The organism is Kaistella haifensis DSM 19056, from assembly GCF_000735695.2.
GTDB classification, from domain to species: domain Bacteria; phylum Bacteroidota; class Bacteroidia; order Flavobacteriales; family Weeksellaceae; genus Kaistella; species Kaistella haifensis.
Genome location: NZ_JASZ02000003.1, coordinates 97,164 through 110,315, shown reverse-complemented (window position 1 = coordinate 110,315; position 13,152 = coordinate 97,164). Strand labels below are relative to the sequence as shown.

11 protein-coding genes are annotated in these 13,152 nt (G+C 38.7%); 3 read left to right on the top strand and 8 right to left on the bottom strand.

The features are described 5' to 3' along the window. Nucleotides 1–36 precede the first annotated feature (36 nt). From AP75_RS03000 to AP75_RS02990, 3 genes are read right to left on the bottom strand one after another with little or no spacing between them, the layout of a single operon-like run. Nucleotides 37–1,167, bottom strand: coding sequence for a SusE domain-containing protein (locus AP75_RS03000; protein ID WP_031503305.1), 1,131 nt, complete (start codon nt 1,165–1,167; stop codon nt 37–39). An 18-nt stretch (nt 1,168–1,185) separates the two neighbouring features. Beyond that, a complete protein-coding gene (locus AP75_RS02995; RefSeq protein ID WP_031503302.1) occupies nt 1,186–2,748 on the bottom strand; it encodes a RagB/SusD family nutrient uptake outer membrane protein in 1,563 nt (520 codons plus the stop codon). A gap of 10 nt (nt 2,749–2,758) precedes the next feature. Beyond that, the gene (locus AP75_RS02990; RefSeq protein ID WP_143755787.1) at nt 2,759–5,566 is read right to left on the bottom strand and encodes a SusC/RagA family TonB-linked outer membrane protein; all 2,808 of its coding nucleotides are present in this window, start codon (nt 5,564–5,566) and stop codon (nt 2,759–2,761) included. Nucleotides 5,567–5,982: 416 nt separating this feature from the next. Between AP75_RS02990 and metG the strand changes: the two genes are divergently transcribed. Both metG and AP75_RS02980 read left to right on the top strand, forming a co-directional pair. After that, nucleotides 5,983–8,016, top strand: coding sequence for a methionine--tRNA ligase (gene metG, locus AP75_RS02985; RefSeq protein ID WP_031503301.1), 2,034 nt, complete (start codon nt 5,983–5,985; stop codon nt 8,014–8,016). A gap of 82 nt (nt 8,017–8,098) precedes the next feature. Then, nucleotides 8,099–8,572, top strand: a complete 474-nt coding sequence (locus AP75_RS02980; protein ID WP_031503300.1) for an Mpo1 family 2-hydroxy fatty acid dioxygenase — start codon at nt 8,099–8,101, stop codon at nt 8,570–8,572. A 42-nt stretch (nt 8,573–8,614) separates the two neighbouring features. Here AP75_RS02980 and AP75_RS02975 read toward each other — a convergent pair whose 3' ends face one another. The 4 genes from AP75_RS02975 to dnaA form a co-directional block, all read right to left on the bottom strand. Next, nucleotides 8,615–8,992, bottom strand: a complete 378-nt coding sequence (locus tag AP75_RS02975) for a hypothetical protein (RefSeq protein WP_031503299.1) — start codon at nt 8,990–8,992, stop codon at nt 8,615–8,617. Nucleotides 8,993–9,056: 64 nt separating this feature from the next. Then, complete coding sequence (locus AP75_RS02970; protein WP_031503298.1) at nt 9,057–9,755, bottom strand: SAM-dependent methyltransferase; 699 nt, start codon at nt 9,753–9,755, stop codon at nt 9,057–9,059. Between the two features lie 6 nt (nt 9,756–9,761). After that, on the bottom strand, nt 9,762–10,223 hold the full coding sequence (locus AP75_RS02965) for a low molecular weight protein-tyrosine-phosphatase (RefSeq protein WP_088263559.1): 462 nt from the start codon (nt 10,221–10,223) through the stop codon (nt 9,762–9,764). Nucleotides 10,224–10,317: 94 nt separating this feature from the next. Beyond that, nucleotides 10,318–11,772, bottom strand: a complete 1,455-nt coding sequence (gene dnaA, locus AP75_RS02960; protein ID WP_088263558.1) for a chromosomal replication initiator protein DnaA — start codon at nt 11,770–11,772, stop codon at nt 10,318–10,320. 134 nt (nt 11,773–11,906) lie between these two features. Between dnaA and AP75_RS02955 the strand changes: the two genes are divergently transcribed. Continuing rightward, entirely contained in the window at nt 11,907–12,317 is a 411-nt protein-coding gene (locus AP75_RS02955; RefSeq protein WP_088263577.1) for an acyl-CoA thioesterase, read from the top strand. On the opposite strand, the gene pepE is transcribed toward AP75_RS02955, so the two are convergent. Next, nucleotides 12,318–13,010 (bottom strand): dipeptidase PepE, encoded by a 693-nt coding sequence (gene pepE / locus AP75_RS02950; RefSeq protein ID WP_088263557.1) that lies wholly within the window; start codon nt 13,008–13,010, stop codon nt 12,318–12,320. Between the last annotated feature and the right edge of the window lie 142 nt (nt 13,011–13,152).

Below are 13,152 nucleotides of genomic sequence, written 5' to 3'. Positions count from 1 at the left end.
TTTTTCAGTTATTTTAATGAACTTATAAACGGTGTTCTAAAGTTTTACAATGCTGTAAGTTCCTCTCTTGATATTCACAGTAATCTTGTATTCAGATCCGCCACCATCAAATTTGATGTTTCCGTTATCTCCTTTTGGGCCAAGGAATCCGGTATTACCGTTTCCACCGATATTACCCCAGTCAAGGTCTCCCCAAGATTTTTGCCCGAGGATCTTAAATTCAGTACCATTTTCAATCGTGGTAGTGAACTCGTAAACGCCATCAGCTGTTTTCGTCATTTCAACTCCATTTTCAGGGGTCCCGTTGTTTCCTGCAATGCTTCCAACCAAATAAACCGTCTCATAGTTAAAACCAAAAACAGAAGCTGGAACAATATCCAATGTCTTTTTATCAGCAGCTGCGTTAATGGTAATTTTGTATATACCTTCTGTGCCGGAGAAAATCATGTTTTCCTGTTCAGCAGTGTCGGGCGCAATTGTAGCAGGCCACTGGTTGAAATATCTATAGTTTTCTTTGATTCCAGGATCATTAAGACTGTAGTTTGTAGGATTCCAGTCTTGCTGACCGAGGAAACGGAAATTTCCTGGCTTCAGATAAGTGTAGATATAAGAAAGGTTAGCATCTTTATAAAGAATCTGTGCTGCACTCGCAGTCCAGTCTACAGCGGTGGCACCACCTACAAGGTAGAAATCGGGATAAGAAAGCACGTAAGGCGTAATCTGTAGTGAGGTTACATTAGAAATGGCGGACATCATTTGACCAGTTCCTAAGTAAGATACAACTCTTAAATACATTTTTGACGATACTGCCGGTGACATACCTAAAGTAATCGCTGACTTGTTCATTTCATCTACAGTGAAAGTTACCGTATTGCTTGATTCAGCAACAGTAGCAAGCTCTAATGGCTTCGTAAACTTCTCATCTGCAGAAGCTTCTACTTTATATCTAATTTCGGTTGGTACTGAATAAGTTGCCGCTGTCCAGGTTACTGTAAGTGCAGGATTAGCCGGAAAATTCTGATCTAAAAAAAGTGTTGAAGCCGAAAGATCCATCACAATAGGAGCTGATTGATTTTCTACCATAATCAGTTCCCGGTCCTCGCAGGCTGTAATGCCGAAAAAGACCAGCACTGCAAGAAGTATTTTATATAAATTATTGGTTTTCATTATTGAATTAAATTAAAGTTAGTAACCTGGATTTTGGGTCAGATTTGGATTCGCCTGAAGCGCAGTACTAGGAATAGGAAACAATTTGTAGTTGTCCGAAATCGCAGTACCGTTCTTCACACCACCTTTCCAAGGCCACAGATAAGAACCACCTGTAAATTTCCCGAAACGGATAAGATCCTGACGACGCACACCTTCTAAACCGAGTTCACGGCCTCTTTCATTTAAAACTTCGTCAAGTGAAAGAACAGAAACAACTGGAGCTCCAGCTCTTGTACGAACCTGGTTGAAATAAGTGATTGCCTGCCCCATTGAAGTACCTGCCGCGCCACGAATCGCACATTCAGCATAAATTAGATAAGCATCACTCAAACGGAACAGAGGGAAATCTGTAGAAGAGAAACTTGTTGCGCTCCCACTACCATCAGAATTTTTGTTCCAGAATTTGTCTGAAGGGAAACCGTCAGTCCAAGTTTTATAATCATTCATCTCCCAATTGTGACCTGTTGACCAGAAAAGCTTTGCACGTACGTCAGTACTGCTCTGAAGACCAGCTGCAGAACCTGCAAATAAACCATACCATGCTTTAGTTGCCCGGTGACCAGCCCAACCATCTGTCGCGCCAAAATCTGCAGGCGTCATGGTATCCGTACTGATGCTTCCATTAACGATGTAAGTAGTGTTACCGAAACTCTGGCTGCTTGCAGCGTCAGCTATAAGTGGGAAGATAATCTCTTTCGAAGTATTGTTGTCAGCAGAAAAATTCTTGCGGAAGTTTCCTTCCAACTGATATCCACCTTCACTAATTACTTTACTAATATATGCGGCAGCATCATTATATCGCGGCGTTCCTGTATAAACTTCAGCATTCAGATAAAGTTTAGCCAAAAGCATTCTTGCCGCAGATTTGTTTGCACGTGCATAAGAATTTTGGGCAGGAAGTTTTCCTTCGATATCTTTAAGTTCAGTTTCAACAAAGGTGAAAAGTTCAGTTCGTGAAGCTTCTGGAAGCGGTGTACTCGTATTGAAAGTTTCATCATTTACCAATACGCCTTTACCAAAAAGATCGATAAGATAATAGTAAGAAAGTGCACGCAGAAACCGAAGCTCGCTCACCACCTGCTCCTTGTTCTGATATTTTACGTTATCGCTCTTCATGATGAGGATAAGGTTAGTTGCCTGAGGAACTGTATAATAAATTCTGTCGTATGCATACTTGAAGAATTTATTATTGTCGGTCCAGTTGCTGGTAGTGGTTAGTTGGTCAAGTCCGTTATCTCCCCAACGGTTTTTCATTCCGTCTGCCGTAAAATCCTGAAGATTTACAAGACCACGGATAAATGGCGACTCTCCCGGGTCAGCACCAGAGATGTCAGAATCACCAGGACCTTTAACACTGGAAAGAGCGAAACTTGCATAAAGACGGGAAAGCATTCCTTCCACTGCTTTAGGATCCTGTTGCAGTATATATTCAAGTGTCATATCATATTTTGGCTCAGTATCCAGATCCCGGAGACAGGACTGCGTGGACAGCATCACTACCGCTGCAAAAGCCAATAATTTGAATTTAATATTTTTCATTTTGTTTTATTTAAAAATTAAAGTTTAAACCAATGGTATAAGTTCGTGGTCTTGGATAAAAATTGTTGTCAATCGCATTGAAATTTTCTGGGTCCAAACCTTCATATTTTGTAATTACAAATGCATTGCTCACGGAACCGTAAACGCGTAGGTCAGTAGAGTTAAATAAATCTTTGAACAAATACCCCACAGTCGCGTTGTCCAAACGCAGGAAGGTAGCATCTTCAAGGAAATAATCTGAGAAGATCACCTGGTCTGTAAGGTTAGTGAACGGAGTATTTTCAGCAAAGGTAAGAACGTTGTTCAGAGAGTTCGAGTTCTGTGGAACTGCATACTCGCGGAAGCCTTGAGACATTTTTCTGGCGTTATATACTTTGCCACCTACCTGCCCGCGGAAGTTAGCGCTGAAATCCCAGTTTTGGTAATTAAGTGAAGTGCTGAAACCATAAGTCCAGTTCGGTCTTAACGCTTCATAATAACGGTCATCATTATTAATTAAACCATCACCGTTTCTGTCGATCACAACACCCTGCATCGCATTTCCATTGTTATCATAAACCTGCTGGAATACCCAAGCTGAATAGGGCTGCCCGTTTACTGGATGGTATGCAAGGCTTACCCCTGTACCTACAGGCAAACCACTGTCTGAAGCTGCAATGCTTTCGACATTTTTCAGGTTGGTCACCTCACCTAAGTTGTACGCAGCATTTCCGGAAATACTCCAAGTTACCTTGCTGTTCTTCACCGGCGTTACTGTAAGGTTCATTTCAGCACCTCGGTTGGTCATTTCACCTACATTGTCAATAAACTGGTTAGTAAGACCTTGGCCTGGGGCAAGAGGAGTCCACAAAAGAAGATCCGTTGTTTTTCTTTCATAGATATCAAAGCTACCTGTCAGGAGATTTCCACGAAAGAATCCGAAATCTAAACCTGCATTAATGGTAGTGGTTGTTTCCCACGTAAGATTTTCGTTAAACGGAAGCGCACTGTACGTACCGATTCCAGGGAAATACTGTGCATTAGAACTACCCAATGCGAATAGGGGCCTTGACGGATAAAAACCAACGAGTCCTGTAATATCCTGTTGTCCGGTTTTTCCCCAACCAAGTCTAAGCTTCAGTTCGCGTACAGCCTCTGCATCACGCAGGAAGCTCTCTTCATTCACTTTCCAGGCGAAACCTACTGCAGGGAAATAACCCCACCGCTGATCTTTCTTGAACAGCGAGGAAGCATCCGCACGGAAAGTAAGAGTAAATAAATAACGGTTTAAGATATCAATATTTGATCTTGCAATAAATGACTGCAAGTTCAGTTCATTGTAATAAGCATTTGTAGGATTGAGGTCATTATCTACGAACGGTGTTCGAACTCCTGTTGTTTCGTGATAAATATACTTGTCTTTATATCCTTCGTTCTTAAAATTTTGATAGGAGTATCCACCTTGAATAAGGAAGTTCGTAAGGAAATCCGAAACTTTTGTGTTGTAAACCAGATAGGCATCCATCGTTTTGTTGAAGATGTCCTGATGCTCGGCGTAATCTACGCCGGGGTTGAAGATATAATCATTCGGGAACTGTGATCCACTTGGCGTTCTATAAGTCTGAATTGCATTATCTGCATAAACAGTCTTCAGATCAGAACTTGACGTTTCCATTCCTAAATTCAAGACAGCGCGAAGTTCTGGCAGGAAATGCATTTTGTAGTCAAATTCAACGTTCCCAAGTAATTTGCTCACTTTCTGCGGCGCATTTCTTTGCAGAAGAACAGCAAGAGGGTTGGTTTGACCTAAAGTTCTATACTGGCCGCCTGAAAATTCTGTGTTTTGAAAATAACCTCCAAATCGGTTATAGGGGCTACCCGTAAGACCGGTTTGTGAAATATAAACTGGTTTTGTAGGATCCATATTTACCGCTCCTCCAATAGCTGCACCTGCATCTACCGCATTAAACTTAGACTGAGAACCTTTTAAGTTCAAATCAATTTTTAAATGTTTGTCGAAGAACGTTGGCGTAAGTTTAATTGCTTCAGTGAAACGCTCATAATCACTTGTACGCACTACACCCTCTGTGCGGTTATACCCCATAGATACTCTGATTGGAAGAGCATTCCATAGTGTTCCTGCAAGGCTTACGTTATTATCGGTGGAAACTGTAGTTCTGAAAACTTCATCCTGCCAGTTGGTGTTATAGATGGTACCCGTTTCAGTTGGATTATTTTTATCACCACCTACGCCGAGTCTCCAACTGTACTGAGGGAAATTAGTCTTGATGTAATCTACAAAATGTGAGGAATCCATCACGTCAAGATTCTTCGTTACCTCACCTACGGAAACGTTGGTACTAAAACCGACTTTCAGTTTGCCACCACCCTTCTTAGTCGTAATAATAATTACACCATTGGATGCTCTTGAACCATAAATAGCGGTCGCCGAAGCATCTTTCAGGATTGAGAAAGATTCAATGTCATTGGGGTTAATTAGGTTCAGTGGGTTTCCGACACCAGCTGGATTGCTAGAATCAAGTGGAACACCATCAATTACAATAAGAGGGTTATTCTGTGCATTCAAAGATGCTCCTCCACGGATTCGGATGTTCGGTTTCGAGTCCGGCGATCCTCCTTCGTTGGTGATTCTAACACCTGGCGCTTTACCTGTAAGCAACTGATCTGCCGATACGATAGCACCTTTGTTAAAGTCCTTCTCAGAGACAGCCGTAACAGAACCTGTAAGATCAGACTTTTTCTTGGCGCCATAACCAATTAATACAACCTGCTCAATATCGGCAGTTTTAACTGAATCCGCTGTTTGTGCGTGTAACATTGTACCCGCCAATAACAAAAAGGCAGGTGCAATTTTCAAAACTGTAGTATAGTTTCTCACAAAAATAAAATTTAAGGATTAATATTCTTTACTTAATACTCCACATGGTGAAGTCTTGCAATTTAAACAAATATTCAATTATTCCTAAAATTTTATTAAAATCGTTAATTTTATGTGAGAAAAATCATATCTTTATTGTGAACATAAAAGCTAATTTTTTAATTATCAGATATTTAACCTTTATATTGTCTCATCAATAAGAATATGGATATTAACAAAAAGTTAAACATTTGTTTATCATTTTTTAATATACAAATCCCCAATTTCGCAACTCAACTCGAAATTTTTATCGATTCAATAATTTTATAGTAAGCCTCCTAACCCTTATCTTTGCATAAAATAAAAGAGATCAATTTATGTCAGCAAGAAAGATGATTACTGCGGCTTTGCCCTATGCTAACGGGCCCGTTCATATTGGCCATTTAGCAGGGGTGTATATTCCCGCAGATGTTTACGCAAGATTTCAAAGAAGACTAGGTAATGACGTGGCATTTATCTGTGGCTCCGATGAACACGGTATTCCTATTACCATTAGAGCAAAAAAAGAAGGCGTGACACCGCAGGATATTGTGGACAAATACCACGGAATCATCAAAAAATCTTTCGCAGATCTGGGCATTTCTTTCGACGAATATTCCCGCACAACTTCCAAAAAACACTACGAAGTAAGTCAGGATTTTTTCTCCACACTATATAATAAGGGAAAATTCACAGAAGAAGTTTCTGAACAATATTTCGACGAACAGGCAAATGAATTTCTTGCAGACCGATATATCGTGGGAACCTGCCCGAATTGCGGCAACGACGGTGCGTATGGTGACCAGTGCGAAAAATGTGGTGCTACCCTTTCGCCATCAGAATTGATTAACCCAAAATCAATGTTGAGCGGAAATGTTCCGATTTTAAAAGAAACAAAAAACTGGTATCTTACTTTGAACGAATATGAAGATTTCCTAAACGAATGGATTATTGAAGGTCATAAAGATGACTGGAAAACCAACGTTTACGGACAAGTAAAATCTTGGTTGAATGACGGACTGAAACCTCGTGCAATGACAAGAGATTTGAACTGGGGCGTTCCTGTTCCACTTCCGAATGCTGAAGGAAAAGTACTTTATGTATGGTTTGATGCGCCAATCGGTTACATCTCTTTCACTCAGGAATGGGCAGAGAAAAATGGAAAAGATTGGAAAGATTATTGGCAAAACGAAAACTCAGATTTGATTCATTTTATTGGAAAGGATAATATTGTTTTCCACTGTATTATTTTTCCAAGTATGATGAAGGCACACGGCGATTATGTGATGCCGAAAAATGTTCCTGCTTTCGAATTCCTTAATCTTGAAAATGAAAAAATCTCAACTTCAAGAAACTGGGCTGTTTGGGCTCATGAGTATGTGGAAGAATTTCCTGGTCAGCAAGATGTTTTGCGTTATGCATTACTATCCTCAGCTCCGGAAACCAAAGACAACAACTTCACATGGAAAGATTTCCAGACTAAAAATAATTCGGAATTAGTTGGGATTTTCGGAAACTTCATCAACAGAGTTGCTGTTTTAATTCATAAATATTACGACGGTATAGTTCCTGCAGGTGACGAAAACGCTGTCGAGCTCCATGAAATAGCAAAGTCAGCTACCGAAATTGAAAACTACCTCGAAAACTTCGAATTCAGAAATGCATTAGCTGCAATGATGAATTTAGCACGTTTCGGAAACCAATATTTGCAAACCGAAGAACCTTGGAAAACCATCAAAGACAACCCGGAAAAAGCAGCAAGTTCACTGTTTGTAGCAGCACAAATCGCAGTAGGATTGGCTCAGGTTTGCGAACCGTTCATGCCGTTCAGCGCTGAAAAACTACAGAAAATGTTCAATGTTCCTCAAATCAATTGGGAGCAACTGAAAAACGATAGAGCTTTAATTAAAACCGGGCATCAAATCAACCCGGCGGAACTTTTATTTTCTAAAATCGAAGATGAAACCATCGAATTCCAGATTCAGAAACTGGAGAACACCAAAGAATCCAATAAAAAAACTAATCCTAAAGCAAACCCCATGAAAGACGAAATTCAGTTTGATGATTTCACCAAAATAGATTTAAGAACAGCCACCATTCTTACCGCTGAAAAAGTAGAAAAAGCAGATAAACTGTTAAAATTCACAGTAGATACGGGCGTTGACGTGAGAACCGTAGTTTCCGGAGTTGCCGAAAGTTTCACTCCGGAAGAATGCATCGGAAAACAGGTGATGATTTTACTGAATCTGGCGCCGAGAAAAATCCGCGGTATCGAATCTCAGGGAATGTTGCTTTTAACCACAAAACCCGACGGAAAATTAGCGTTTGTAACGCCTGATGTTCCGGTAGAAAACGGCGTGGAAATTGGCTAAACGTAACTTCCTAATCATTATAAAAAAGATTTTGAGCATATTCAAAATCTTTTTTTTATTTTTAATCATTAAATGAATTTTCATGAGAAAAATTGATCAGCTTTTCGCCGAATATGCCGAAAGCCATCAAAACCACACCAACAAAGCCATTCACTGGATTTGTGTACCATTGATTTTTTTTTCCATTCTAGGTTTCGTTTCGCTGATTCCCGCGCCTCATTTCTTCATGAGGTATTTTGGAGCGATCAGTTTGGTGTCCTTGGGAGCACTGCTTTTGGTGACGGTTTTTTACTTCAGATTATCGTGGCAAATTGCTTTAATGATGATTATCCTCATGCTGTTGATGGAGCATTTCGTCTATTTCATCAATATTCAATTCGAGCATCGATCGTGGATGGTTTATATTGCTGTTTTTGTAATCTCTTGGATTGGTCAGTTTTACGGTCATAAAATCGAAGGCAAAAAACCTAGCTTCCTCAAAGATTTACAATTTCTTTTGGTAGGTCCAATCTGGCTTTTGCATTTTATTTTAAAGAAACTCGGAATTAAATATTAAAAAAAAATTAGGGTTGATTTTTTCAACCCTATTTTTTGGTTTTTAAGCTCCGAAATGACTTTTAACAGCATTTAAAACCTCTTCATCACTCATCTTTTGAGCAGTACCTAAAGTAATTTTCAAATTTTTAAACTGAGCCGTTTCATGTAAAAAGTTTTTCAGTTCTTCTTGTATGGTTCCAGGACCAGTGATGAAAACCTCCTCAGAATTAGTCAAAAGATGGGCAATTTCTTTAAAGTACTTTGCCTTATTTGTTTGTTCTGCATTATTCGCAGCATTTTCGCTGGAATTTCCGTGTTGAACCTCCGCTTTTACCGGCGAACAAAGAAAGAATTTGAAAGCGTTCTGAGCATCATGATTTTTTACTACTATTGCTTTGTGCTGATCGAGCCATAGCCCGGATAATTTTTTTTCTGTCATAATAATTTATTTATCATGACTATCGCAACAATAGTGCAAAAGTGCTGTTAAAGGAAGTTAAACTTTATTTCCCTATCACAAAAACCGCCGGAATCTTATGAAGTTCTGGCTTGTTTTTCTGCCATTCTTTAATGGTTAAAGTCTTAATAAATTCCTCTTTCGGATCATTAATATTAGCTGCAATACAAAGTTTCGTATTGGGAGAAAGAAACCTGCACAAATCTTCAAAAAGCGGATTGTTGCGGTACGGAGTTTCCATGAAAATCTGCGAATAACCGGTTTTCTGAACCTGATTTTCCAAAAAATGAATCTTCGTTTTCTTTTCGGTTTTATCGATCGGCAAATACCCATGAAAAGTGAATTCCTGACCATTAAAACCACTCGAAATCAAAGCCAGGATAATCGATGAAGGTCCGTTGATTGGAATCACTTTGATGTTATTTTCATGGCTCCATTTCACCATCAGATTTCCCGGATCGGCAATACACGGAAGCCCGGCTTCGGAAAGCAAACCAAAGTCCTGCCCGCTTTTCATCAGCTTTTGCGCTTCTTTTAAATCAACATTTGTGGAATATTTATCTAAAAGAAAAAGCTTGAGATCGGCCTGTTTCTTTTCGGGTGCGAAAAATTTAATCACCTTTCTGGCGGTTTTTTCGTTCTCAACAAAAAAATAATCGGTCTTCAGAATATATTCTTTTATCGAAGGGGCAAAATACTCAATTGGAGAATTTTCAGAAAGGTAAGCAGGAATTAGGAAAAGCATAAGCGTTTATGAATTAGAAGTTAAAAGTTTAGTTTTAATTTTTTCTGAAGCATCACTCAGAAGCTGATAAACTTCCTCAAAACCGTCCATTTCGCTCCAGTAGGGATCAAAAACTTCAAAATTGTTTACCGGAATTTCTGCTTCTTTTAAAAACAAAGAAATCTTGCTTTTTTGCGCTTCGGTTTTCGCCATAGAAATCACGGTTTCAAAAACACTAAGATCCATGCAATAAATCACATCAAATTCCACAAAATCCTTCGGCAAAATCGGTCTTGAACGTTGCTTTGAAATATCAAGTCCATATTTTGCGGCAGTGGAAATGGCGCGTTTGTCCGGATGTTCACCTTCGTGCAGAGCAATTGTTCCGGCAGAATCAATGATGAAGCTTTCCGGAAGTTTAGATTTCAGAATTCCTTCCGCAAGTGGACTTCTGCAGATATTTCCGAGACAAACTGCTAATATTTTCATTATGGATAAACGATTTCGGTGATAAACAATATTACAAAAAATGAAGAATATTGCTATTCTTCATCCTATTAATTTCTATTCCAACGCTGCAAAATTATTGCTTAATGCGTTCGGTAAGTTCTTTTACGTATTTTTTTAGCTCCTTATCTATCTTGGAAACATCTTTGATCGTATCGCAAGCGTACATAACAGTAGAGTGATCTTTTCCGCCCATTTCCTCGCCTATTTTAGTGAAAGTGGCATTGGTAAATTCTTTTGCAAAATACATCGCAAGTTGTCTTGGCAAGGCAATCTCTCTTTTTCTGGTTTTCGATAAAAGTTGCTCTCGCTGAATACCAAAATATTCGCAAACCACCTCTTGAATATAAGGAATATTGATAACCTTTTTCTGGTTGGCAGCAATTTTATTAATCGTTTCCTTGAGAAGTTCAAGGCTTAGATCTGATTTATAAATCGTAGAATAAGCGATTACCGAGTTGATCACACCGATCAATTCACGAACATTCGTTTTCACTTCAGATGCAAGGAAATCGAGCATATCTTCGGTCAAAACAATTCCGTCGCGGCTCAGTTTATCTACAATAATTTTTCTTCTGGTATCGAAATCCGGAGATTTAATTTCAGCGGAAAGCCCCCATTTGAAACGGGAAACAATACGGTCCTGAATATCCAAAATATCAACAGGCGCTTTATCGGAAGTTAGGATAATTTGTTTTCCGTTTTGGTGCAAATAATCGAAAATATGGAAAAAACTATCCTGAGTTGATTTTTTTCCGGAAAGAAACTGGATATCATCAATAATCAAGACATCTACCATTTGGTAGAAATTCGCAAATTCGGTTTGTTTATGAGCTTTTGCTGCCGAAACAAATTGCTGAATAAATTTTTCTGAAGATAAATATAGAACCACTTTATCCGGAAAGGCATTTTTTACTTCCAATCCAACTGCGTGTCCCAAATGCGTTTTCCCTACTCCGTAACCTCCGTATAAAAACAAGGGGTTGAACGCCGTTGCGCCTGGTCTTTTTGCGATCGATCTTGCAACGGTTGCTGCAAACTTATTGCTTTCTCCTTCCACATAATTATCAAAAGAGAAATCGGCTTTCAAATTAGAATCGATGTTCACTTTTTTCATTCCCGGAACCACGAACGGGTTGATCAAGTTTGCTGAAAAAGAAGGTGGCAGAGTTTCCTGTAATTTGGGAGTAGGTATGCTTTTGCCCTTAACATTCATCGTAATGGGCTGTTCCTGACCGGCCGGTTTGTTTTCCATTACGGAATACCAGAGCTTCACTCCTTTTCCTAAATTCTTTTTCAGTGCAGCTGATAATAAAGACAAATAATTATCTTCAATATATTCTTTATAAAAATCGCTCGGTACCAAAAGCGTAAGATTATTGCTTACCAATGAAACTGGTCGCACATTATCAAAGAGTAAATCAAAAGAGTTTTCGAGTTTTTTCAGGTCAGTATTGTCTTCTGCCGCATTAAGGTTATCCCTCATGAACTGTAGACATTTCTCCCAGATAATAGTTAAATTTTCATTCATTTTCTTTCAGCTTTTTCCGGCAAATTTCGTTTTTAGGACAGGAAGACAAATATCTAATTTTTAAATTTGATAAAAAAATTTTTGTGCTATTGGTTATTAAAAAATATATTTGTATGAAAGATTTACCAATCATTATGATACACACAACACATTCATTAAGAGTACGTTACGGAGAAACAGACCCGATGAAATACGTCTATTACGGCAATTATGCTGAATACTTCGAAGTAGCCAGAGTGGAACTTTTTCGCGAGCTCGGAATGTCGTATGATGAGATTGAAAATCAGGGGATATGGTTACCTGTTTCGGAGTTCTCCATTAAGTATTTGAAGCCGGCTTTATATGATGAAATTTTGGAAATCCACACCTACATCAAAAAAAAGCCTGGTGTAAGAATTGAGTTTGAATATGAAATCTTTAACAATTCTCAACAAAAAATTACGGAGGCAAAAACTACCCTCTTTTTTCTGGATTCCAAAACCAATAACATTATAAAATGTCCTGCTTACCTGATGGACCTCATCGAAAAAAAATGGCAAGAATAATTAAAGGAATGTTCCTGGTTCTATTTCGTAAGGAGCTTTGTTTTTTTCGAAAACCCTGGTCATTTCACTTCCTTCTACACTGATTTTTCCGTCCTTATTTCGGATCCAGTTTCCCTCCCGCAAACCAATGACCTTAACATCATTTTGGGTTAAAAACTCCTTAATACGTGTCTCGCGGGTTTCGCCGTTATGTTTTAAATCCGGCTTAGGATCAAGATAATGTGCATTGATATTGAAAGGAACCAATCCCATACAATCAAAACTCGACGGATAAACAATGGGCATATCGTTCGTTGTTTTCATGTTCACACCGCCTATATTAGAACCTGCACTACAACCAAGATAAGGTTTACCTCTCTCAATATTTTCCTTCAGCAACTGCATCAAATTTTCATCATGTAAAGTTTTTACCAAAAGAAAAGTATTTCCGCCACCAGTGAAAAATCCTTTGGCAGATTCTATCGCAGTCTTTTTATCATCGAATTCATGCAAGCCTTTTACCGATAATCCCAGCGGTGCAAAAAAACCTTTAGCTTTTTCAGTATATTCTTCATGAGAAATCCCGCCGGGTCTTGCATAAGGAATAAAGACAATTTCATCAATTCCATTATAAAGAATTTTGATTTCCTCCGTGAGATATTCCAAATAATTACCACCAAAAAGCGTGGAAGTAGAAGCAAGAACGATATTCATAACTGCGATAATTAAAACACAAAGATACTTGGAAATTTCACCACAAAAAAAGCAGATTTTTCATTTGGAATTTTGTTCAAAACCTTATTTTTATTTCAAAACGCAAGTTTATATCTTCATTAAAATTCAAGAAGCCATCTTT